The following is a 24,798-nucleotide window of genomic DNA, read 5'->3' as shown; positions in this document are numbered from 1 at the left end:
ACCTTGAAGCTATTGTTTCATCCGTAAATCTTTGCTGCTTCTATTGTATTTTTTAATAAACAAGCAATAGTCATTGGGCCTACTCCACCAGGTACGGGTGTGATGCCGCCAGCAACTGCTGAAACGTCATCAAAATCAACATCACCAACCAATTTATTTTTACCATCACGTTCAATACGGTTAATGCCCACATCAATCACAGTGGCACCAGGTTTGACCCAATCAGCTTTCACCATTTCAGGGCGACCAACAGCAGCAACTAATATGTCTGCCTGACGGCACATGCTAGGTAGATTTTGCGTACGAGAGTGAGCAATAGTTACCGTACAGTTTTCTTGTAAAAATAAAATACTTACCGGTTTACCAACTATATTTGAACGGCCAATAATTACCGCATGCTTACCTGATAAATCATCACCTAAATGGCGTTTGGCTAAAATAACACACCCCTGAGGAGTGCATGGTACTAACGCACCTTTTTCACCATTTAATAAACGGCCAGAATTCATCGCATGAAAGCCATCAACATCTTTTTCAGGCTTGATTGTTGCAATAATCTTTTCTTCATTAATATGCTTTGGCAGAGGCAACTGCACTAAAATGCCATGTACATTCTCATCGTTGTTAAGCTTGGCAAGAGTTGCTAACAGAGCTTCTTCAGTAGTGTCCTCATCAAGGCGGATCTCATCTGAAATCATGCCTACTTCACGGGTTTGTTTTACTTTGTTACGAACATAAACTTGGCTAGCAGGATCATCACCAACTAAAACAACCGTTAAGCCTGGAGTAATGCCTCTTTCAGCTTTAAGACTTTCGACTTCTTTTGTTAACTTGACTCTAAGATCAGCCGCGGCTTGTTTACCATCAATGTTCATTTTCAACTCCTAAATAATTGCGTAATTAATACACGTTTTGATTGTTAAATAGCAAATCGATTAAGTTAACTGCTACTCAGAGGGAATAAATTTAATCGAATTGGTGCAAGTGATAAATTAACAATTTGCGCAGCATTAGACCAGTTGAAACTTAAGTCTAAAACAACAAAACCCAAGTCAGTTATGATCGAATGTTTAGAATAACCCCAAGAAACTTTCTATTTTGACGTTGTTTCGACCGGAATTTTTCGCTTTATATAGACATAAGTCTGCGACCTTTATCCAATCTTTGACCTCTTCGCTAAAAGTAGCTGGTGCTATAATTGCTCCAAAACTTGCTGTTAATTTAAAACCTTCATGTTTTTGGTTATACATAATGGTGCTGGCAATTGTTTTTCGTAGTTTCTCGAGTTTATAGTCGAGATTTTTCTCAGAAATTTGATTAATTACAAGTATGAATTCTTCGCCGCCATAGCGAGCAATTAGATCAGTACTTCTAGAAAATTCTTTCATTAAAATTGAAGCAAGTATTTTCAAACATTCATCACCAATTAAATGGCCATGAATATCATTCACCTTCTTAAACTTATCTATATCCAGTATCACGACTGCTAAGTTATTATTACTTCGCAATGCCATTTTTTGAAATAAACCAAAATGTTCATCAAAATAGCGGCGATTATATATCTGCGTCAAACCATCTTTTTGAGCAAGTTGAGTAAGTTTTTCATTAGCAACTTGTAATTCATTAGTACGTTGTTCGACTTCTTTTTCCAATTTGTTCTGGTAGTTATTAATTTCATTTTTATTACGCTGCAGTTCATCATACAGAATGACAATTTCCTTCGCTGAATTTGAATATAAAGGTCGGAATATAAAACCATTGTCTACTTCAAAACTCTGCAATTGTTTAATAATAAAGTTTAATGGTTTGGTAATTTGCTCACCTATTCTCTGCGCTAAACTAATTGAAATTAAAAATGCGAGAAAGAGTAAATTAAATATCAATAAATACTCACGTTCAACAGTATTGATGACTTTGTTTGAATCAAGTAACACATAAATGTTCCAACCATTTTTAAGCAAATCTTGCGTTAAAAAGTAATCTAAATGTTCTTCTGTGTTTTGATTGAACAATTCGACTAAGCCGGTATTTTTAAAGGTTAAATCCCTTTTATCTTGATAGTTAAATGGCTTTTTAACATCAAGGTTTAGCTTAGAAGATGCATAAATAATATGATTATTTTGCCCGGTTATCACATAAGATATTTCATTAACTAAATTATCGGGAATGATGCGTTCAAACTTTGTTAAGTTAAGTGATCCTTGAACAATGCCACTTTTAGATTCTTCATTTTGAAAGTAAAACGATTTGCTGATAGAAACAATTGTATCTTGGCCAAACCCCTTTCCTTCTATTGCTTCTGAAACATAAACATCATCAGTTCCAATACTTACTTGAAAATATTTGCGAAAGTTCACGTTAGGTATTTTATTTTGATCTTTTAACTGCGCTAGCATAGTTAATGGTGACATAGCAGTAACATTACCTTCGTTATTGCTAATAAACATAGTTCGAAACTCTGGATATAAATCATGATATTCCGATAAAAAGTGTTGTTGCACAGCATTATCCTTGTGTTGCAAGGATAAGTTGTTTGCGGCATTTTCAATCACTTGTTCATATTTTTCAATAAATCTATTAGCAGATAATTTTAAATATTGCTTATGTTCTCCAATACTTTTTTCGAGTATCTCGTGTTGGCTATTGATCACACTATGAGTAACAAAAATTGAAGTCGCCATAATAGAGAATGTAATAATAAGAGTTGTTGCATATACTAATTGCGCTTTAAAAGAGCGTAAAACTCTAGGCTGTTGTCTGTATTTAAAAGCAAACGTCTTAGGAAAAAAATATACAATTAACCCAGCCAAACACGTATAAACCAAGCCGTTGAATGCTTGCTTTGTGATGGTTAACAAAAATAATTGTTCAGGCATGTCGCTAAGCTGATTTAACACTAAAGCAGTTAATGGCATACCTATTACTATCCAATATAATAGATCTGCATAAAGTACATACCAGCCGCGCTTTCTCAATAGAGCTATAAATACTGCTTCGAAACCATAAATTATGTAACCAAACGGATGCGCAAAAGAAATAACAAATGCGGTCGCAACTATCATTGCCGACAATAAGCTATATAGAACCCCAAATCGCATAGCAATGATAACAAAGGCTACATTACCTAAAATTAAATGGATATTTGAGAATAATGGGATGGGATATAAATTTAGCAAAAAACCAACAGCAGAAATAACCAAAACGCATAGTAATGGTTTAAATTGCTCTTTAAAGTATTTAAATGAGGTATTCAGCATTTTTTTTGTTTTATTATTCTATTTATTTTCAATGATTTACACATTAATTAATAACATAGCAGAAAAATAATGGTTGTTAAACACCCGTAACCACTGAAAGTGCGGGATTTTAGTTGTTATTAAAATTTATATTTTTCAACTACTCATAAACTATAATTAATTGTTTATAATAAGAAAGTTACGTTCGAATCACGTTAATATGCATTTATACTGAAAATAAAAGGAAAATAATTGGCTAATAAAATAATAATAGCAATGTTTCTTGGCCTTCTTATAGGCTTTACCACACAATTCACTTTACCCATAGTTGACTTAACCGGGCAAGGATTTGTGATGTTAATGCAGATGACTGCATTACCCTATATTTCTGTATCTTTAATATATGGCATTGGCAGTATGAGTCGCAAACAAGGAAAACAGTTAGTTAAATTTGGCGGTTCAACATTACTTATTTTATCAAGTATCGTGCTGCTCTTTATTGGTTTATCACCCTTAGCTTTTCCAGATTGGAGTGCAGCTGCTTTTTATAGTGCTTCTAATCAAGTTTCAATAAGTGAACAAAACATCCTAGAACTATTTCTGCCGGCAAACCCTTTTAATGCTTATGCGCAAGCAATAATTCCTGCGGTAGTGATATTTAGTATATTCATTGGTCTTGGGTTTATCGGATTAGAAAACAAAAGACGTACATTATATATATTTAAAGACTTACGAGAAGCTCTAACATTGGTCACTAACTTCGTAATGAAGTTTGCTCCAATAGGCGTTTTTGCTATTGCTCTACAAGCGTCTGCTACAATAAAACCCGATGAATTAGACGGGTTGATGATTTATATAGCTACCTCTGCATGTGTTGTTTTACTCCTTAGCTTTGTCGTATTGCCATTATTAGTTGCCATCATTACGCCATTAACATACAAACAAGTGGTTTTGACCGCAAAAGATGCTCTTATAACCGCCTTCGCTACGGGCAGCATTTTTATCGTATTGCCATTAATTGCACAAAGCGTGAAAAGACAACTATTTGATTACGCTAAAATGCATAATGATGCAAAGCGTATACCTTCAGTTATCGTCCCCATTTCTTTTAGTCTACCCATTGGCGGTAAATTACTGGCTATTTTATTTGTCTTATTTGCGGGATGGTTTTCTGGCGAGTCGGTACATGTAACAGACTACCCTGGTTTGATGATTTTCGCGGTTATGCAACTATTTGGTTCAAGTATGATAGCGGTGCCTAATCTACTCGACAGCGTTAATATATCGGCAAGTATGTTTGACTTGTTTATAGTTGCAGAGCAGTTAGTTATTTCCCGTTTAGGGGCGCTGTTATCTGTGATGTTTATTACTGTTATGAGTTTATTGGTTACCTTACTAGTGATGAATAAGGTCAAATTTTATATTAAACCATTCGCTATTTTAGCCGCAGCTACGCCCATTGCTACAGCGTTAATTTTTTTATTACTAAGCGTAACCTTTAATTCAATTAGTCACCCGTATCAAGGCTACGAAAAATTCATCAATCGAGATCTTTTATTACCTGCGGCTGAATCTAGATATTTAAAAGAGCCTGCAGTTATTTCAGGCCCTTTCGGAAAACGCTCTCAAACGCTTGATAAAATTAAGCAACTTGGCATTATTCGCATGGGCTATTACCGTGATTCACTCCCTTACGCTTTTCAAAATAAAGACGGTAAGTTAGTCGGTTTGGACATAGAGCTAGGCCATTTATTGGCACAAGAACTTGGAGTTAGCATAGAGTTTGTTCTTATTTATCGTAATCAAACTAAGCAATTATTATCTAATGGCTATTTAGATATTGTCTCTGGAATTCCGGTCACGCCCGAAAGTTTATTAGAATATAGCTTAACCTCTCCGTATACAGCTGAGCCCTTTTCATTCTTAGTTAGAGATACAGATAGACGAAAATTTACCTTTTGGCGAGATATTATTGATAATAAGACGTTAACAATAGGTATTCCTGAAGCTTACTTCTATGAACAATCAATTCAAAAAAATATGCCTAATAACAAAGTTTGGGAGTTGTCGACTCCAAGGCTGATGTTCAAAGAACAAGGAGAAAGCATTGATGCAATGATGTATGGTGCTGCAGGGGCTTCAGCCTGGACCTTGTTATATCCAGATTATGCTGTTGTTATGCCTAAGCCTATTGCTCCTGCCATTGACATCGCTTTTCCTGTTGCCACTGGTGATTTGGCTTTTGAACGATTTATTAGTCATTGGATAGCGATGAAAAAACGTAGCAAAACCATAGATGCATTATTTAAATATTGGATTGAAAACGAAGAGCCAAGTATATATATAAAATGAGGATTTAGTCGAAATAACGAAATTTGTTACATAATGGCTATTTCAATTTATAATGAATCATTATACATTAACAAAAAAGCACCATTGCAAGGATAAAACATGCAAATTAAAGACTGGGCAGATGAATTATTTGAAGTATTCGATGAAGATAAAGACGGTGTAATTAATCGCTCTGAGTTTGTTGAATTAATTGACTGTCTGTTAAAAGAAAAAGGTATTCGCATGTGCGAAACTATATTCCACAAGTTTGATAAGAATCACGATAATTCAATTTCTAAAGATGAATTAATCGAAATGCTCATAGATTTAGCGTTATAAGAACTCATCAGAAAAATACATAGCCAATAGGTCTCTATTGGCTTTACTCATTACCACAGAATGAATAACGACTATACCAATGTGGAAATCCCGATAAACAATTCGCTACCTCACCTAAACCTTGCCACATATAAAACCAATACACCACAAAACCAATAAAACCAAAATATTGATACCAAGCATAATATTTAACCTGTCTAGATGGTATTGGTATAATTAATTCACGTTTGAAGCACTTATAATGAAGATAATTTAATGGCACATAGTAGAGTTGATAAATAAAAGGAATGCTTAAAAGAACAAAAATGGCATTGTATATAGATAAATATAAGCCCAACATGAATAATAAGAAGACCAATAAACCATAGCGTATTTTAGTAAACAGCAAACAAATACCTTTTAGTAATAATACCAATTACATTTAAAGTTAGGAAAGTTTTGTTGTGTTGTAAACTGTTTAAACGAAAAAAGCCCAATCATAAGATTGGGCTTTCGAAATATGGTGCCCCGACCCGGATTTGAACCAGGGACACGCGGATTTTCAATCCGCTGCTCTACCAACTGAGCTATCGGGGCTTTCAATGAAAAATTAAATGTTTTTCCTGAAAGAGCGCGTATGATATAGCGCATTTAGCAGCTTATCAACTAATTTTTAGATAATAATTTGCGCTTGCTTATTATTCAAACGAAGCGTTGTTATATTGATCTACTTTAAGACTATAATTCGAAATCGCCAAAATCATCTTCATCAATTGCACTGCAAATTCTGTTATCTGGCTGAGGATCTAATAAGGAGGGTTGTACAATAAGTGGAACTGGCTCTTCAACTTTAACTTTTGCCGGTGCTGTGCGACGTTTTTCCCTTTGTATGCATAATTTTATCACTCGTTGTTTTTCTGAATTATTCAATTCTTTCCAACCAAAGCGCTCTTCTCTTGAACGAAAGCACCCCTGACAATATCCTTTATCATCAGATTTGCAAACGCCACGACATGGGCTTGGTACGTCAAAAAAATCGAGTTGCAGATCTTGCATTAATAACCTTTACTGCTAATTCATTTAAACAAGCTTACTATTTACAGCACTCTTAATAAGTGTACGTTAAATATTATAGCATTCCCCGAAACGAATCAATTTTAAGCCATAATTCACAAGGATGTGATGGAGGGGTCCATGGCAAGTCGACATTCCATCTTCCCTGATATGAGTCGACTTTATTGCCATCCATAGCAAGTCGACATTCCATCTTCCCTGATATGAGTCGACTTTATTGCCATCCATGGCAAGTCGACATTCCATCTTCCCTGATATGAGTCGACTTTATTGCCATCCATGGCAAGTCGACATTCCATCTTCCCTGATGTAAAAAAAGGGGCAATAATAGCCCCTTTAAGATTGTTCAAACTCAGTCAACAACAAGCTTTAATCAAGCTTGTCTGAGGCTACATGGTAGCTTGGATCTTCAATATAGTTAACTTCTACCAAGTCACCTGCTTTAGTCAATAAAGTGCGACATTCAGGGCTTAAATGGCGAAGATGTAGCGTTTTGCCGCGGCTCTTATAACGTTCAGCTAAAGTATCTATAGCTTCAAGAGCAGAATGATCAGCAACACGAGAATTCTTAAATTCAACGATGACATCTTGGCTATCATTTTGAGGTTCAAATTGCTCTAAAAAGCTAGTTATCGCACCAAAGAAGATAGGACCATTAACTTCATAAATGGTTGAGCCATTCTCGTCGATAGAGCGATTTACAATAACGTGTTTTGCATGTTGCCATGCAAACACTAAAGCAGAAACTATAACACCAACAATAACCGCTATAGCTAAATCGGATATTACTGTAACACCCGATACTAAAATAATAACGAACGCATCAGCTTTTGGGATTTTGCCCATAATACGTAAACTAGACCATTCAAAAGTACCAATAACAACAATAAACATAACTCCTACCAATGCGGCAAGTGGGATTATTTCAATTAGACCAGAGGCAAATAATATAAAGCCTAATAATGCTAATGCAGCAGTAATACCAGAAGCACGACCTCGCCCACCAGAGTTTACGTTGATCATTGACTGGCCAATCATTGCACAACCGCCCATACCACCAAAGAAGCCATTAACCGTATTTGCTGCACCCTGTGCAACACATTCACGGTTCGCTTGACCATGTGTTTCTGTAAGTTCATCAATTAAAGTAAGAGTTAATAATGATTCAATTAAGCCAATCGCCGCCAACACTAAAGCAAATGGTAAAATAATCATTAACGTTTCAAAATTAAAAGGTACTGATGGAATAGCAAAACTAGGTAAACCGCCTGCTAAGGTACTAGCTGAATCACCCGTCATATCACGTACATAATCAATAACCGTACGAGAATCTATATCCGTAAATAATACAATTGCAGTAACAACGATAATTGCCACTAAAGACGATGGAACCGCTTTAGTTATCTTAGGTAAAAAATGAATGATTGCCATAGTTAAAGCGATTAAACCCACCATAGTGTACATAGCAGAACCTGTCATCCACTCTAGCTCACCTGCGGCATTTGTTACTTTAAACTGACCAAGTTGGGCAAGAAAAATTACAATCGCCAAGCCGTTTACAAAACCAAGCATCACCGGATGTGGCACAAGGCGAATAAATTTACCTAGTTTAAATACCCCAAAAAATATTTGGAAAATACCGGTGAGCACCACGGCGGCAAATAAATATTGCACCCCATGCAATGCTACCAATGACACCATTACTACGGCCATTGCACCTGTTGCACCAGAAATCATACCCGGACGCCCACCAAAGGCAGAGGTAATTAAACCAACCATAAAGGCGGCGTATAGTCCCACTAAAGGGTCAACACCAGCGACAAAGGCAAATGCCACGGCTTCTGGTACGAGTGCTAAAGCAACGGTTAAACCTGACAAAACATCATTTTTCAGGCTAGTTACTTTACTTGCATGTAATTCAAACATTATAAACTCACGGTTGTGAAAGTAGGTATTAAGACCATAAATATAGCCCTAAAACAGAAAACTTGAGTAAAACATTGTTCTTTAAAAGAAAGTTAAAAATATCAATATTAAAGTTTTTACTCAAAAAATAGTGGCGAGATGTTAAAGATTAATGACGATTTTGTCAATAAAACAGCAAGAAATGAGCAATAAATCCTTTAAAATCGATTTATACCAATTCTCGCTGAGAGGAAAACTTACTAGGTTGTGTTTATAGGTGAGCCTTGATCAAATCAACTATCGCTGAAATATGATCATCTCGGTCGTTTAAAGCATTTATGTAGTTAAATTGTTCTCCGCCAGCATCAATAAATACTTTTCGGCTTTCTACTTCTAACTCTTCTAATGTTTCTAAACAATCAACGCTAAATGCAGGACTGATGACAGCGACTTTTTTAATTCCTTGTGTGGCAAAATCACTCAAACAATTATCAGTATATGGCTTTAACCATTCTGCCTTACCAAACCTAGACTGAAACGTTAGCAGGTAATCTGATTCTGCTAAACCTAATTTATCAACAACTAAACGTGTGGTTTTATGACAATAACAAAAATAAGGATCACCATTAGTATGAAATAATTTTGGCATGCCGTGATATGAAAAGACTAGTTTCTCTGGCTTGCCATGTTGCTCAATGTGTTCACTAATGCTGTTGGTAAGTGCATCAATATAACCCGGATGATCATGGTAACTAGAAATAAAGTGTAATGATGGTACCCAGCGCCAGTGCTGAATTTCTTTCGTAATAGCATCAAACGTAGAGCCTGTAGTTGGTCCAGCATATTGCGGATATAAAGGTAAAGCTATAATTTTGCTTATGCCTTTCGCCTGCATCGCCTGTAATGCCTGAGTAATGCCAGGATTGCCATAACGCATAGCAATAACGACTTCGACTTCATCACCGTATTGTTGTGCAATTTTCTCGGCTACTTTAACTTGTTGTGCTTTGCTTATATTTAATAGAGGTGAACCCTCTTCGGTCCATATGCTCTCATATAGTTTTGCAGATTTTGCCGGGCGAATTCTTAAAATAATTCCGTGCAAAATTATCATCCAAATAAATTTTGGTATTTCAACTACGCGTGGATCTGATAAAAACTCACGCAAATAAATGCGCAATGCACTTGCAGTTGGCGCATCCGGCGTTCCAAGGTTACAGAGTAAAACTCCAGTTTTAACCGAACCTGTATTTGCAGGCCCTTTTTTGATATTGCTCTGATGTATTTTTTTATTGTTGGCAGAAAAACGCGACATTAAATTTCTCTTTATGATGAACTATTAACAGCTAATTGAGCTTCAATTGCTTTTATTAAATGTTCTGATTTCGGCTCTGTCTTAGAGTTAAAACGTTGGATATTTTTGCCGTCAGCACTAACTAAGTATTTATAAAAGTTCCAATATGGTGAAGCCGTTTGTTCACCTAAATGGGCAAATATAGGGTGGGCATCACTACCACGTACCTCAATGGTATTAAACATAGGGAAAGTTACACCATAATTAACAAAGCAAACTTTAGCGGTGTCCTTTTCAAGATCTTCTTCTTGAAAAAAATTATCAGACGGGAAGCCTAAAATAACTAAACCTTGGTCTTTATACTCTTGGTATAAAGCTTCAAGCGCTTTAAATTGCGGGGTAAAACCACAATTACTTGCAGTATTAACAATCAAAAAAGTTTTACCCTGAAACTTCTGGCAAATATCGATAGTTTGCTTTGAATTAAGTTTACGAATTGTATGATTTAAAAAACCAGGACACTGAGTAGCAATCAACTGCTGCTTCCCAGTGTTTTCTGTACTTTCAGAACTAGCAATAACTTGCTGCGCAAGTACATTAAAACTTAAGGTAGTTACTATTATTAATGTAATAAATTTATTCATTTATCATCTCAGTTGAAAATTATAATCGATACGTTACTGTACTATTGTATCGATTACTATATTCATCTCTACTGCAGACTTTAACAACACATTACTAATTTCACCTTTAAAGTCGCCAGGCTTCATTCCAGGCGTACCTGAATGTGACACTACAGCATAAACATTAACAACATCTGTTGATGATAAATTCGCTTGTGGACTCATCGCTTTACTGTTGTCTAAAGTAACAGATATAGGTAAATCACTAGCTTTTAATTTTACTGCCGCCAGAGGCATTCTTGAGCCGTTTGCTGCTGTCGCATAAATGAATACCGTTTTATCGGCACCTTTGCTTACTTCATCGAAAATATTTGAAGAAAAACTTACATTTAGTCTAAAGCTTGGCCCCTCAACAGATGTACTTGTTTGTTGCTCAGGACTTTCTGTCGACTGAACTATTTCAGGATGATCATGACCATCATGTGAATTTGTTCCAGCTTTGTTATTTGCTTCATTAATGGCATCGAGCAATGGTTGGGTATTTGCTCCAGCACCACCATTATCAATGATTTTTTGCCATGAAACTGCTGCTTGTTCGAAGCGCTCATTTAAATAGTGATCCATACCAATTAGCATTAATGTCGTTGCATCAAAAGGGTCAATCATTAGTGCTCTTTCAAGCAGTTCGTCTATTTGTTCATTACGTTGTTGTTTGTTTTTGTAATACATCGACTGAGCTTGTAACGCTAAAACATCTGCCTGCTCACCTTCAATTTCATTTACTTTACCAAAAGCAACAAAAGCACTATCAAACTCGCCCACTTGAGTTAGTATTTGCCCCATTTGAAACCAGGCATCTGAATTTTTAGGGTTATCTTGTACTTCTTTATGCAATTTTTTAAGTTGTGCGATAACAGCTTCAGCCTGCGACTCTTCATCTTGAGAGTGAGCGGCTGGTTGACTTGCACCTATTTCAACAGCAGCATAAGCGCCATGCTGTTGATAATATATCGCAGAGAAAGCAACTATGAATACAGTTATAACTGCAGGCCAAATGAATGATGTTGCTTTATCTTTTGCTTGCTCTTCTTTTGCTGTTGCATTCATATCTAACAACAAACTGTGATCAAGTTCTTCTTTTAAATAATCAAAATTCTCCTGATCTATACCACCTTCAGCCAAATCTTTTTCAAGCTCTGCTAAATGTTCATGGTAAAGGTCTTTATTAGTTTGACCGCGCATATTGCTTTGATTAGCACTATACAATGAACTTTTTAAAAAGTGCTGCCAAATAATTGCTGCTGCAGCAATAAGTATCAATACTGTAATAATCCAGAGTGTCGTCATAATAGCTTTTACTTTCCTGAGATATTAATCTTTTAAAATTGATTTTAGTTGTTGTTTTTGATCTTCTGATAAATGTTCAGGCTTGTCGTCTTTTCTGCGAACAAACATGAATACTACAAAACCACCGATTAAAATGAACACAATTGGTCCAAACCATAAAGCATAAGTTAATGAGCTTACTCTTGGACGATACAATACAAACTCACCATAACGCTCAACCATAAACGTCATAATTTCACCATCTGAGCGACCATCAATTAGCATGTCATAGACTTCTTTACGAAGGTCTTGCGCTATTGGAGAGTTTGAATCAGCTAAATTTTGATTTTGACACTTTGGACATCTAAGTTCATAAGTTAGCTCGGCAAAACGCTTTTTGGTTACTTCATCTGGAAATGTATAGGTATCAATCGGACCAGCTAATACAGAAAAAGCCAACGAAAATGATACCGCTATAGTTGCAAAAAAATGTATAAATTTTGACATACTATTTACCCTCTGCCATTTCTGTTTCAATGGTATTAATTAATGGTAAAAATTCGCGTTGCCACACTCTAGGTTCAAGTACGCCTGCAAAACGTTTTCGAATTACGCCTTTATGATCAACAACAAATGTTTCAGGAGCTCCATAAACGCCAAGGTTTAACCCTAACCGTCCAATGTCATCATAAATTGAAAATTGGTACGGGTCTTTATAATACTTAAGCCATTTTTTAGCATCTTTACGATTATCTTTGTAATTGATGCCATACAAGCTAAACCGATTATCTTTGCTTAGTTTCACTAAAAATGGGTGTTCAACCTTACAAGAGGGACACCAAGTTGCCCAAACATTTACAAGCTTTATACCAGGTTTAAAATCAGTCTTAGTTAATGTTTGCTGCTGACCGCCTAGGCGGGTTAGGTTAAATTCAGGAAATGGTTTACCAACGAGCGCCGATGGCATAGCCTGAGGGTTTAAAAATAAACCGCGATATAACAATATCCCTAACAAAATAAACAACACAAGTGGTATTAAGCGAATTAATATTTTCATCAATTATGCCTCAACAGCATTTGGTACAGCAGGAATTGATGCTAAGTCATTTGCTTTATTTGGCTCTACAGCTTTTTTACGTCGACGATAGCGTTTATCTAACATGGCAAATAACCCACCTAAGCCCATAAAAATAGAACCTAACCAAATCCAACGAACAAACGGTTTGTAATGCACACGAACAGCCCAGGCACCATTACCTAATGGATCGCCTAAAGCAACATACATATCGCGGAACAAGCCAGGATCAATAGCAGCTTCGGTCATCCCCATAGTTTGCACTCGATAAGTACGACGTTCAGGTTGTAATAATGCAATTAAGCTGTCATTTTTAAATAGATTTAACTGGCCTTGCTCGGCAGAGTAGTTAGGCCCTTTTACATGTTTAACACCATTAAATTCAATGTTATAACCGGCAATTTCAACAATGGTTCCTGGCGACATTTTTACATTAGTTTCTGACTCATAAGTCGAAACTAACGTTACACCAACGATTGTAATTGCTATACCTGTATGAGCAACAGCCATACCTAAATGACTTAAACTTAAGCGCGACAACTGCCAGCCGCCTTTGGGTAAATGAATTTGATTTTTAACGTCTTTTGCTGCGACTAATGCAACCCAGGCTGCGAGAGCCATACCAAAAGCGACTAATCCATCAAACTCTCCAGCGTATAGCAAAGGAAATGCTAAACCAAAGGTTATTGCTGAGACAGTGATCATATTAAGCTGTTTGCTTAACTCACCTTTTTTCGCTTTTTTCCAACGAATAAGTGGCCCTATTCCCATAAATACAAACAAAATACTCATAATAGGAACAAAGACCGCATTAAAATACGGAGGCCCTACTGAAATTTTACCCATACCTAAGGCATCTACTAACAGCGGGTACAAGGTACCTAATAACACAGTAACGGCAGCGGCAACTAAAATAACATTTGAAATTAATATCGCAGTTTCTCTCGACACCAAATTAAAGCGTGAAAAGCTACCCACATTAGAACCCCGTATAGCATAAAGTAATAATGAACAACCTACAGCAATTGCTAATAGTACTAATATAAATGCACCACGAGTTGGGTCAGCGGCAAATGAATGTACAGATGTTAAAACACCAGAGCGTACTAAGAATGTGCCCAATAGACTTAAACTAAAGGTGAAAATAGCCAATAGCACAGTCCAGTTTCTAAAGGCGCCACGTTTTTCAGTGACCGCTAAAGAATGAATTAAAGCAGTACCAACTAGCCAAGGCATAAATGATGCGTTTTCTACAGGATCCCAAAACCACCAACCACCCCAACCAAGTTCATAGTAAGCCCACCAGCTACCTAGTGAAATACCTAATGTTAAAAACACCCATGCGCCTATCGTCCATGGACGTGACCAACGAGCCCAAGCGGCATCCATTTTGCCACACATTAATGCAGCAATAGCAAAAGCAAAGGCAACAGAAAAACCGACATAGCCCATATAGAGCATTGGCGGATGAATAATTAAGCCTATGTCTTGAAGTAACGGATTTAAATCTCGACCTTCCATAGGAATATTAGGCAATAAGCGATCAAATGGATTAGAGGTTAATAATGTAAATGCCATAAAACCAACTGCAATCATCCCCATAATTGCAAGAACACGTGACACAAATGCTTGATCTACATGCTTACTAAACGAGGCAACAGCCATAGTCCAAGCTGTTAATGAAAATACCCACAACAGAAGAGAGCCTTCATGACCGCCCCATACCGCGCTAATTTTAAAGTAATACGGTAAGTGCGAATTTGAATGTCCAGCAACATAAGCTACAGAAAAGTCATCAACAACAAAGCTGTAACCTAACAGCACGATACTTAAGGTGGTAAAAGCAAACATGCCAAATGTAAGCGGTTTAGCAAAAGTTATTAAGCGTTGGTTTTTTTGGTACACACCAATTAATGGCACTATAGACAGACAAATGGCAAAAGCCATTGATACAATTAGTGCAAAGTGTCCAATTTCAGGGATCATTTAAAACTCCGCTCCTACTTTAATAGGAAAGCTATTTAATTTAATTCACAGTGATTATACCTTTAATGTCAAAATAAAAAAGCGACATTTTATGACAAAACTTGACCCAGATTAATAATCTGTAACCTAATATTTCAAAACGTAATTTATTTTTATAAGCATCTTCTACTTCGACCAACAAACAAGTAGAATAAATTTATTATAAAAATTAAGTTAGGCGCAACTTTGACAAGCGAGCAGCTCCCCCTTTTAACAGCTCAGCAGTTAACCTGTATTAGAGAAGACCGCTTATTATTTGATGAATTATCATTCGATGTTATACCGGGTGATATTCTCCAAGTAGAAGGTGCTAATGGTACCGGTAAAACAAGCTTGTTACGTATACTCGCCGGTTTATCACAGCCCTATAGTGGTGATGTACTGTATAAATCCCAAAAAATTGGCCAATGCCAAGAAGATTTTAATGGAGATTTATTGTTTTTAGGTCATCTACCTGGTGTAAAGGGTGAAATGACTAGCGAAGAAAACCTTGAGTTTTACTTTAAGCTGCACGGTTTAGAGCCTGATTTAGCCGAACAAACTCTGCATGAAGTGAATCTGCTTGGTTTTGAAGATGCCCTAGCTTCACATTTAAGTGCAGGTCAGCATCGTCGTATCGCGCTAGCAAGGTTGTGGCAAACTAATGCTAAAATATGGATTTTAGATGAACCATTTACCGCAATAGATAAAGCCGGAGTACTAAAACTTGAACAGCTATTTATAAAGCATGCGCAAAACGGTGGCGTGGTTATATTAACAACCCACCAAGATTTATCTATCAACAGCAGTGATTATAAAAAAATCATTCTTGAACATCAGTTTTTTTAGAGTGCTTAAATTTAAATGCCAATTTCATACAGACAAACATTTTTAACCATTTTAAAGCGTGATTTGCTCATTGCATTTCGCCACCGCGATGACATAGTTAACCCATTATTGTTTTTTGTCATTGTTGTTTCTCTTTTTCCATTGGGAATTGGACCAGCAAGCAACACTTTAATGAAAATAGCACCAGGTGTAATTTGGGTCGCTGCCTTATTATCGACTTTATTATCGCTCGAGCGCCTGTTTAAAAATGATCACAGTGATGGTTCTTTAGAGCAAATGTTATTAAGTCCATGCCCAACATTTATTTTAGTGTTGGCTAAAATCACCGCACATTGGTTGATAACCGGTTTGCCACTGATCATCATCGCGCCATTTTTAGGGGTATTACTTAACCTACATCAAGAAAGCTATGTAGCGCTGATGTTAACGTTGTTACTAGGTACTCCGGTGTTAAGTTTATTAGGTGCTATTGGTGTTGCTTTAACCGTTGGCTTAAAAAAAGGTGGCGTTTTACTGAGTTTATTAGTGCTACCTTTATATATTCCTGTTTTAATTTTTGCGACCAGCGCAATTGATGCTGCGAGTATGAATTTACCTTATAACGGACAACTTGCTATAATAGCTGCGTTGTTTTTTGGGTCATTAACCTTGGCCCCTTTCGCTGTAGGATCAGCCTTAAAAGTGAGTACGAATTAAATGTGGAAATGGCTTCACCCATATGCAAATCCTGAAATATCTTATCACTTCAGCGGTAAACTAATCCCGTGGTTTGCGGTTATTAGTGGTTTACTGCTGGTTATCGGTATGACCATAGGCTTGGCATTCTCACCAGCAGATTACCAGCAAGGTGAAAGTGTTCGTATCTTTTATTTGCATGTTCCAGCAGCAATGTTATCTATGGGAATTTATTTAGGCATGGCCATAGCTGCTCTTTGTGCATTAGTTTGGCAGTTAAAGCTTGCTGAAACTTCAATTGCGGCTTTAGCACCAATTGGCGCTACGTTTACAGCAATCGCATTATTTACAGGAGCGGCATGGGGAAAACCTATGTGGGGCACATGGTGGATTTGGGATGCTAGATTAACATCTGAGTTAATTTTACTATTTTTATATCTTGGTGTTATTGCTTTACAAAATGCCTTTGAAGATAAATCTTTAGCTGGCAAAGCGGCCAGTGTATTAGCGATAGTGGGTGTAATAAACTTACCTATTATTCACTATTCAGTAGAATGGTGGAATACGTTACACCAAGGTGCAACAGTATCTAAATTTGAAAAGCCTTCTATGTCTACCGATATGCTAATTCCATTTGCGATCAGCTTCTTTGGATTTGCATTTTTAGTGGCAACATTAGTATGTATTAGGTTTAGAGCCGAAATAATTACTCGCAATTCTATGCGTCCATGGGTAAAAGCTTTGGTTAATGGAGACAGTAAATAATGGCTTTTAATTCTTTTGCCGAATTCTTAAATATGGGAGGCTATGCATTCTATGTATGGCTATCTTACGGGTTTACCGCAGTGTTATTGATAATATTAACTATTAATAGCGTGAAAATGGAAACCCAAATTATTAAACAAATTAAACAGCGAATAAAACGGGAAGCAAAATTAAAGCAAGCAGCCCAACGCCGTAAGGAAGAAATGTAGTATGAACCCTCGTCGTAAGAAAAGACTCACCATAGTTTCGAGCATAGTTGCCGGTGTAGCAATTGTTGCAGGATTTACACTTTATGCTCTCAGTCAAAATATTGATTTATTTTTCACACCATCTGAAATTGTAAATGGTAAAGAAGACAGCGGTATTAAACCTGTTGTTGGCCAACGCATTCGTGTTGGCGGCTTGGTAGTAGCTGGCACTGTAGAACGTGATACTGAAAGTTTACACGTTGAATTTAAGCTTGTTGATACAGGGCCAATGATCACTGTAACTTATGACGGAATCTTGCCAGACTTATTCCGTGAAGGCCAAGGCATAGTTGCTCAAGGTATTTTAACCACACCTACTACATTAGAAGCCAGCGAAGTTTTAGCAAAGCATGATGAAGAATACATGCCAAAAGAAATTGCCGAAGCTGTTGGTAAAAACCATAGTAAACCAACTTACGATAAAAACTAAATTTGAGAGTTCGCATATAAAAGCCCGTAAAACTTAGGTTTACGGGCTTTTTTTTGGCCACGGATGGTACAAAGGGAGGGTTTGGCCTGAGAATAAGTGTTAAACATTCCTGATAAAGTGTTGCAAGTTTGCAACAGCTCTACTATTACATTACAAACAGAAACATCCTCCGCACCATTCTCAAACAAACATAATCTATTGTATTTATTGATTTTTTAAGAAGTATGCTTAAATGGCGATTTGTAACAGATTGTTTAAGCTTAATAAATAATCTAGATAAACTGTAACGGCAACCTCTTTTATAAAAAATAAAAAACACATTAAAACAGATACTTAGAAATAAAAACAAACACCTTTAACAAAAGGTTAACAGATCTTGCGCAACTGTTACGCCCCATTCTCTTCGATAACACTTTCACCATAAGATGTATCCAACTCGTAACGAGCACAGATAAAAACTAAATTAAAGAAAACTTTCCCAGGAGTTATTATGTTTAAGAAGAATTCAATCGCAACCGCGATCATGTTTAGCGCAACAGCAGCAACTGCTTTTGTAACAGTAAATGCAAATGCTGCAGAAGAAGTTGTAGCAGACGATAATGTTGAAAGAATTGAAGTTACCGGTTCACGCATTAACCGTACTGATATGGAAACAGCATCACCAGTAACTGTTATCTCAGCTGACAATATCGCAAAAAATGGTTACACATCAGTTCAAGAAGTTCTAAATGCACAACCAACTGCAGCAGGCATGAGCCTAGGTGCTTCATCAAACAATGGTTCTGGTGGTAAAGCAACAGTTAACCTTCGTGGTATGGGCGTTCAAAGAACACTTGTTTTACTAAACGGTCGTCGTATGGTTGCTTCAGGTACTGGTGCAGATGCGTCAGTAGATTTAAACACAATCCCTGTTTCAATGATCAAATCAATTGAAATTTTAAAAGATGGCGCATCAGCAGTTTATGGCTCTGACGCAATTGCTGGTGTTGTGAATATCATTACTAAAAAAGATTATGAAGGCACTGAAATAAGCGCGGATTTAAGCTCTACCGATAAAGGTGATGGCGAATCAGGTGGCTTTAGCATTTTACATGGTCGTGAAATTGCCGGTGGTAACTTAGTTGTTGGTTTCCAATACTCAGAGCGTGGTGAAGTAATTCAATCAGATCGTGATTTTGTCGAACCTGGAAACTCTTCTTTCGTTCCTGAAGGTTCGTTAGGCGGCAAGACTCCTGATGGCAATGGTGGTTTCGAGCCTCGTGACCACGGATACGACTACACAACGTCAAGCTATGCGCAAACACCAAATGAGTTATATAGCTTATTCACTAGTTTCAACAAAGAAATAGCGTCAGATACCGAGCTTTCTCTAGATGCTATGTACACACGTCGTGAATCGCATCAACAAATGGCTCCACAGCCTGCCAACATTGATTTAGATAGAGGTCAACTTGATGATAAATACAATGATCAATTTGACAAAATTGATAAAGATGGCAACCCGATTGAGACACTAAACTACAGACGTCGTATGGTTGATGCTGGTCCTCGTATCTATAATCAAGAAACTGACACATATAGATTATCAGCAGGCTTAAAGGGCTACTTAGATAATGACGATATGTGGGATGTTTCTGCTACATTTGGTCGTAATGAGTCTAAAGACTCTGTAGATAACTCAATTCACGCCGGTAATATGGAAACGAGCATATACGCTAACCAAGATTTATGGTTCAGCGGTGATGAGATGAATAGAGACTTCTTAGTTGATGAAGGTGTTATTTACACTGAAAATAACGAAGGTGGTAACGAGCAATTTACTTTAGCAGCTGGCTATTCAGGAATGACTGAAAATGACATTGGTTATGCAATGGGGGTTGAAAGTCGTTTTGAAAGTGGTTACTACACTCCTGATGAAGTAACTCAAGCAGGTGAAAGTACTGCTGCACAGCAAGATCCAACTGAAGGTGATTACACTGTAAATTCTGTTTACGCTGAAATTTCTGTACCAGTAACAGAAAAACTAGCAGTAGAAGCTGCCACTCGTTATGACCGTTATTCTACCTTTGGCGGCGCTACAACTTGGAAATTAGGTGCTACATACAGCTTCACTGATACTTTTATGATCCGCTCAGTTGCAGCAACAGGCTTCCGTGCTCCAAGTGTAAGTGAATTATATGCAGGTAACTCTGGCTCATTCGATTATTTAGCAGATCCGTGGGAAAATGCACAAGACTCTCAAATTCTTGTTAACTACACAGGTGATGAAAACTTATCTCCTGAAGAAAGCGAATCATTCACATTTGGTGCGGTTTGGGAAATTTCAGATGGTGTTTCAACAACAGTTGATTACTGGCAGTTTGATATTACTGATGCGATTAGCCGAGTTGATGTTCAAGCTAAATTAGATGAATGTGCTGCTGGCGATATGGCAGCGTGTGATGCAATTAACATCTCTGGTGACGGTAGCTTAAACGACTTAGATACCTTGTCTTCGCCACTAACAAACATCGGTAGCCAGGAAACCTCTGGTATAGATTGGAACATCAGCTTCAATCAAGACATCTTCAGAGTTATGTTAGATACAACCTTCTTACTAGACTTTACGCAAGATGATATAGACTACACAGGTAAAATTGATGGAAACATTGGTGGCTACTCTGAAATTAAATCAACGCTAACAGTTGGCGTAGACTTTACTGAAGATTTTAGCATGCAATATACTGCTCAATTTATTCAAGGTATGGAAGGTGAATACTACGGTGAAGCCTTTACTACTGACGACGTAATTTACCATAATGCTTCTGCGTCTTACTACTTAAACGACAGCTGGTCAGTAAATGGTGGCGTAAAAAACATCCTTGATACTGAACCAGAAGAGGTTCTAGGTGGTAATGATATGGGCACAGTACCAAGTGTATATGATGTTGTTGGCCGTACGTTCTTCGTAAGTACTGCTTACAAGTTCTAATTGTAAATAAGCAATAAGACTTAAGCGATGGTTTCGGCCATCGCTTTATTTTTCACTTAAACCAAGACTATAACAATGATATTTTTTAAAAAGATTAAACAGGAAGAAAGTAAGCGCTTTAATAGCTCCCCCTATTCTTATGCTATATCTTTATTTTTGATGCTGTTTGGTTTAACCGTATGTACTTGGACTATTTGTGAAGTGCTATTCATAACACAAACATTACTAAGCTATAGTATGGCAAGTATTATTTCTTTGATTATTAGTTTGCTGATCCTCATTACTTTAGATAATGAAGCGAGTAAGAATATTTAATTAAATATATGGCTAGATCAGTCATTAGATGACAATAAATAACCTTTTCCCCAAATAGTTTTAACTTCTGTTCGTTCTACACCCTGACTAATTAATTTGTCCCGTAGTCGTGATAATCTAACATCGACCGAACGCTCTGAGCCATCATATTCACGACCCAATAATAATTTATAAATATCATCGCGAGTCAACACTTTGCCAGCGTTAAACATCAACAGTGACAATAGTTCAAACTCAAATACACTCAATGAAATTTCATCACCGTTTACTTCACACTTTTGCTCGCTTGGTGTCACGGTAATTTCACCGACAGTAAGTTTTTGACGACTGCTACTTTGCTTACGATCTTTCGTTCTTCTAAGCAGAGCATCAATGTTTGCAGAAATAAGTTGTGGGCTAGCCGGTTTTACAATAAAAGCATCACCACCAACATTAAATGCGGCTAAATGCTCAGCCTCACTACTATTAGAGGTTAAAAATAGAATTGGTCCGCTATACGTGGCACGCAGTTCATGACAAACTTTGTAGCCATCCTTGCCAGGTAAGGCAACATCAAGAATAATTAAGTCTGGTTGAATTTTTATTTGGCTTCTAGCAGCATGATCGCCTCTAAAAACTTGATGAACAACATATGCAGATTTTTCTAAGTATGACTTTAGTAAAGATGATAAAACTTTATCATCTTCAACAATCATAATTGTTGAAAATTCACTAACGGTGTTTGCTGCATTATTCATAAATAAATGTTCGGCCTGATAAACAAAAGATGCGCAGGTTAATAATTAACCTATTACAATGGTAGACCAGATGGTAATAGAATTTATTAAAAAATACTGTTCTTAATTGTAACCTGAATGTTAATAGTGAAATAATACTATATTGAGCGAACTATAGACCTCATATTACTCCAATAACTAACGATTAAAAATATACCGTCATTCCTGAGGACTAGTGCATGGATGCACGTAGTTAGAACAATGCATGGAGCAATTGTCGAGCACTAGCGACATCAGGAACCTCATTGAGCGCACGGTGGCTTAATATAGTAAATAAATCGTTTCGTTATAGGCTCGTTATGAATTGAGGAGGTCCCACATCTCGCTAGTGCTCGTGATGGAATGACGTGGCTAATTGTTTCTGAATATTGCTCTGAAGTAACCCTCCCTATTCGCCATCCCTGCCCCGGGAGGATAAGCACTTCCATGTGCAAAACAGAAAATGTGCCATCCATGGCTTTTCTGCATATAGCTCTTCCATGAGCAAAAAAAGCACCCGAAGGTGCTTTTTGAAAGAAGTTTTAAACTATTATTATTTAAAATAAATCATCTTCGATATTGTAAAGATGCTCTGCACCACTTAAGGCCGTTGCGGCTAATGAAATGCGACGAGGTAATAAACGGGCGAAATAATGACGCGCAGTTAATACTTTACTCTTATAGAAATCATCACTAGCAGATTTTTCCAATGAAGCTTCAGCCATTTTGGCCCACATATATGCAAGAGCCGTGTAACCAAATACATGTAAATAGTCAGTTGCTGCAGAGCCTAATTCATTTTTATCATTAGCCGCTGCCGCTAATACACCTGCGGTTAATTTTTCTAAATCGTCAATTGCAGCCGTTAATGGGGTAATAAACTCTGCCATAGATACTGATGATGTGGCAGTAATATACTCACGTACTTCTTCAACGAAAACATTCATGAATTGGCCATTATTAGCCGCAACTTTGCGACCTATCAAATCCATCGCTTGGATGCCATTAGTCCCTTCATAAATTTGAGCAATACGAGTATCTCGAACTAACTGCTCTTGTCCCCATTCACGAATAAAGCCATGCCCACCAAACACTTGCTGACCAGCAATAGTATTTTCTAAACCTATATCGGTAAAGAAAGCCTTAGCTAACGGCGTCATTAATGCTGTTAATATTTCACCTTTTTGTTGGCTTTCACCTGTTGCAAACTTACTTAAATCTAACTGCATAGAAATATAAGTAGCAAGTGCTCTATTGCCTTCATTTAATGCCTTCATGTTAAGTAACATACGACGAACATCAGCATGTACCATGATAGAATCGGCGGCTTTTTCTGGATTTTTAACACCAGTTGCAGCACGACCTTGAATACGATCTTTAGCATACTCAAGAGCATTTTGATAAGAGCGTTCGCCAGCACCTAAGCCTTGGATGCCTACACCAATACGCTCATAGTTCATCATAGTGAACATGCACGCTAGGCCTTTATTGATTTCACCAACTAAGTAACCTTCTGCGCCATCAAAATTGATTACACAAGTTGATGAAGCATGTATGCCCATTTTATGTTCGATTGAGCCACAAGTTACATTATTCGCTTCACCTAGCGATTCGTCATCATTTACTTTAATTTTAGGCACTACGAATAATGAAATACCACGCGCACCAGCAGGTGCATCAGGTAATTTAGCTAAAACTAAATGCACAATATTTTCGGTGAGATCATGTTCTCCGCCGGTAATAAATATTTTACTACCAGTAATATTATAAGAACCATTGTCATTAGGGATTGCTTTGGTGCGAATAATACCAAGATCTGTACCTGCATGTGCTTCTGTTAAACACATAGAGCCTGCCCACTCGCCTGAATACATACGAGTTAGGTAACGCTGCTTTAATTCTTCGCTGCCGTGTTTAACTAACGACAAACCAGCACCGGCAGTTAAACCAGGGTATAACGAAAATGAAATATCTCCAGCACATAACATTTCTTCATGTAATGCTGTCAGCATTTTTGGCATGCCCATTCCGCCATATTCAGGATCACCACCCAACGCAGTCCATCCGCCTTCAGCATATGTTTTAAAGGCTTCTTTATAACCAGGGGCAGTTGTTACCACACCATTGTCAAAACTAACGCCAACTTCATCACCTTCACGAGATAAAGGTGCAATAACTTGCTCTGCAATTTTTGCACATTCTTGTAAAATTGCATCTGCAGTTTCTTTATCTACAGATTCTGCTAATGCAGGAATGTCTTGCCACAATTGTTCGGCTTTGAACACATCAAACAAAACAAAGTTCATATCTCTTAACGGTACTTTATATTCAGCCACGTTGGTCTCCGGTATAATTTAGTTGGTTATTGCTAGCATCATTGGGAAGAATCAGGTTTTTATACAGCCAATTCAAACTAACAATTAAAACACTTGTTTGAATAATGCAATATAAATACAAAATTGTAAAGTTTAAAAATAGGCAATAAGAGAATTATAGTTATCTTTTCGTTCAGTTAACTTGAATTTAGTATGTAAACGAAGGTGAAAAGTCAGAATTAATTGAAAAGCTTAATAAGGGGTGATTATCAATCATTAAACGAGCCGA

21 protein-coding genes and 1 tRNA gene are annotated in these 24,798 nt (G+C 37.1%); 8 read left to right on the top strand and 14 right to left on the bottom strand.

Translation table 11 applies throughout. The features are described 5' to 3' along the window. Positions 1-17: 17 nt before the first annotated feature. Together folD and RGQ13_RS04030 are read right to left on the bottom strand one after the other, a co-directional pair. Complete coding sequence (folD, locus tag RGQ13_RS04035; RefSeq protein ID WP_348392276.1) at positions 18-875, bottom strand: bifunctional methylenetetrahydrofolate dehydrogenase/methenyltetrahydrofolate cyclohydrolase FolD; 858 nt, start codon at positions 873-875, stop codon at positions 18-20. Between the two features lie 195 nt (positions 876-1,070). Continuing rightward, positions 1,071-3,257 (bottom strand): diguanylate cyclase, encoded by a 2,187-nt coding sequence (locus RGQ13_RS04030; RefSeq protein ID WP_348392275.1) that lies wholly within the window; start codon positions 3,255-3,257, stop codon positions 1,071-1,073. Positions 3,258-3,488: 231 nt separating this feature from the next. On the opposite strand from RGQ13_RS04030, the gene RGQ13_RS04025 reads away from it, so the two are divergent. Both RGQ13_RS04025 and RGQ13_RS04020 read left to right on the top strand, forming a co-directional pair. Further along, entirely contained in the window at positions 3,489-5,588 is a 2,100-nt protein-coding gene (locus RGQ13_RS04025; protein ID WP_348392274.1) for a cation:dicarboxylate symporter family transporter, read from the top strand. A 99-nt stretch (positions 5,589-5,687) separates the two neighbouring features. Beyond that, positions 5,688-5,906: an EF-hand domain-containing protein gene (locus RGQ13_RS04020; protein ID WP_348392273.1), complete on the top strand. Its 219-nt coding sequence runs from the start codon at positions 5,688-5,690 to the stop codon at positions 5,904-5,906. Between the two features lie 500 nt (positions 5,907-6,406). On the opposite strand, the gene RGQ13_RS04015 is transcribed toward RGQ13_RS04020, so the two are convergent. The 10 genes from RGQ13_RS04015 to RGQ13_RS03970 all read right to left on the bottom strand — a co-directional run bounded on the left by RGQ13_RS04015 (position 6,407) and on the right by RGQ13_RS03970 (position 15,168). Beyond that, a tRNA-Phe gene (locus RGQ13_RS04015) sits at positions 6,407-6,482 on the bottom strand. Between the two features lie 141 nt (positions 6,483-6,623). Beyond that, on the bottom strand, positions 6,624-6,941 hold the full coding sequence (locus RGQ13_RS04010) for a DUF1289 domain-containing protein (RefSeq protein ID WP_348392272.1): 318 nt from the start codon (positions 6,939-6,941) through the stop codon (positions 6,624-6,626). A 179-nt stretch (positions 6,942-7,120) separates the two neighbouring features. Further along, the gene (locus tag RGQ13_RS04005; RefSeq protein ID WP_348392271.1) at positions 7,121-7,258 is read right to left on the bottom strand and encodes a hypothetical protein; all 138 of its coding nucleotides are present in this window, start codon (positions 7,256-7,258) and stop codon (positions 7,121-7,123) included. 70 nt (positions 7,259-7,328) lie between these two features. Next, the gene (locus tag RGQ13_RS04000; RefSeq protein ID WP_348392270.1) at positions 7,329-8,885 is read right to left on the bottom strand and encodes a SulP family inorganic anion transporter; all 1,557 of its coding nucleotides are present in this window, start codon (positions 8,883-8,885) and stop codon (positions 7,329-7,331) included. Between the two features lie 250 nt (positions 8,886-9,135). After that, positions 9,136-10,179, bottom strand: a complete 1,044-nt coding sequence (hemH, locus tag RGQ13_RS03995; RefSeq protein ID WP_348392269.1) for a ferrochelatase — start codon at positions 10,177-10,179, stop codon at positions 9,136-9,138. Between the two features lie 11 nt (positions 10,180-10,190). Beyond that, positions 10,191-10,802, bottom strand: a complete 612-nt coding sequence (locus RGQ13_RS03990; RefSeq protein WP_348392268.1) for a glutathione peroxidase — start codon at positions 10,800-10,802, stop codon at positions 10,191-10,193. A 33-nt stretch (positions 10,803-10,835) separates the two neighbouring features. Next, on the bottom strand, positions 10,836-12,128 hold the full coding sequence (ccmI, locus tag RGQ13_RS03985) for a c-type cytochrome biogenesis protein CcmI (protein WP_348392267.1): 1,293 nt from the start codon (positions 12,126-12,128) through the stop codon (positions 10,836-10,838). A gap of 24 nt (positions 12,129-12,152) precedes the next feature. Then, on the bottom strand, positions 12,153-12,614 hold the full coding sequence (locus RGQ13_RS03980) for a cytochrome c-type biogenesis protein (RefSeq protein WP_348392266.1): 462 nt from the start codon (positions 12,612-12,614) through the stop codon (positions 12,153-12,155). A gap of 1 nt (position 12,615) precedes the next feature. Continuing rightward, positions 12,616-13,164: a DsbE family thiol:disulfide interchange protein gene (locus tag RGQ13_RS03975; protein ID WP_348392265.1), complete on the bottom strand. Its 549-nt coding sequence runs from the start codon at positions 13,162-13,164 to the stop codon at positions 12,616-12,618. A 3-nt stretch (positions 13,165-13,167) separates the two neighbouring features. Continuing rightward, positions 13,168-15,168, bottom strand: coding sequence for a heme lyase CcmF/NrfE family subunit (locus tag RGQ13_RS03970; protein ID WP_348392264.1), 2,001 nt, complete (start codon positions 15,166-15,168; stop codon positions 13,168-13,170). Between the two features lie 225 nt (positions 15,169-15,393). Here RGQ13_RS03970 and ccmA point away from each other — a divergent pair, with 225 nt between their 5' ends. From ccmA to RGQ13_RS03940, 6 genes are all read left to right on the top strand, one after another. Beyond that, positions 15,394-16,035 carry a cytochrome c biogenesis heme-transporting ATPase CcmA gene (ccmA, locus tag RGQ13_RS03965; protein WP_348392263.1) on the top strand — a complete coding sequence of 214 codons (642 nt, stop codon included), beginning with the start codon at positions 15,394-15,396 and terminating at the stop codon, positions 16,033-16,035. Between the two features lie 15 nt (positions 16,036-16,050). Then, on the top strand, positions 16,051-16,731 hold the full coding sequence (gene ccmB / locus RGQ13_RS03960; RefSeq protein ID WP_348392262.1) for a heme exporter protein CcmB: 681 nt from the start codon (positions 16,051-16,053) through the stop codon (positions 16,729-16,731). After that, entirely contained in the window at positions 16,732-17,475 is a 744-nt protein-coding gene (locus tag RGQ13_RS03955; protein WP_348392261.1) for a heme ABC transporter permease, read from the top strand. Further along, positions 17,475-17,684, top strand: a complete 210-nt coding sequence (gene ccmD, locus RGQ13_RS03950) for a heme exporter protein CcmD (protein ID WP_348392260.1) — start codon at positions 17,475-17,477, stop codon at positions 17,682-17,684. The genes RGQ13_RS03955 and ccmD overlap by 1 nt, the downstream gene beginning before the upstream one ends. Before the next feature lies 1 nt (position 17,685). Then, entirely contained in the window at positions 17,686-18,153 is a 468-nt protein-coding gene (gene ccmE / locus RGQ13_RS03945; RefSeq protein ID WP_348392259.1) for a cytochrome c maturation protein CcmE, read from the top strand. A 490-nt stretch (positions 18,154-18,643) separates the two neighbouring features. Continuing rightward, positions 18,644-21,124 (top strand): TonB-dependent receptor plug domain-containing protein, encoded by a 2,481-nt coding sequence (locus RGQ13_RS03940; protein ID WP_348392258.1) that lies wholly within the window; start codon positions 18,644-18,646, stop codon positions 21,122-21,124. Between the two features lie 332 nt (positions 21,125-21,456). Here RGQ13_RS03940 and RGQ13_RS03935 read toward each other — a convergent pair whose 3' ends face one another. Both RGQ13_RS03935 and RGQ13_RS03930 read right to left on the bottom strand, forming a co-directional pair. Then, positions 21,457-22,176, bottom strand: a complete 720-nt coding sequence (locus RGQ13_RS03935) for a response regulator transcription factor (protein ID WP_348392257.1) — start codon at positions 22,174-22,176, stop codon at positions 21,457-21,459. A gap of 575 nt (positions 22,177-22,751) precedes the next feature. After that, positions 22,752-24,530 (bottom strand): acyl-CoA dehydrogenase C-terminal domain-containing protein, encoded by a 1,779-nt coding sequence (locus RGQ13_RS03930; RefSeq protein ID WP_348392256.1) that lies wholly within the window; start codon positions 24,528-24,530, stop codon positions 22,752-22,754. Between the last annotated feature and the right edge of the window lie 268 nt (positions 24,531-24,798).

It is taken from the genome of Thalassotalea psychrophila (assembly GCF_031583595.1).
Classification (GTDB): Bacteria; Pseudomonadota; Gammaproteobacteria; order Enterobacterales; family Alteromonadaceae; genus Thalassotalea_A; species Thalassotalea_A psychrophila.
This window is presented reverse-complemented; position numbering and strand designations above follow the sequence as displayed.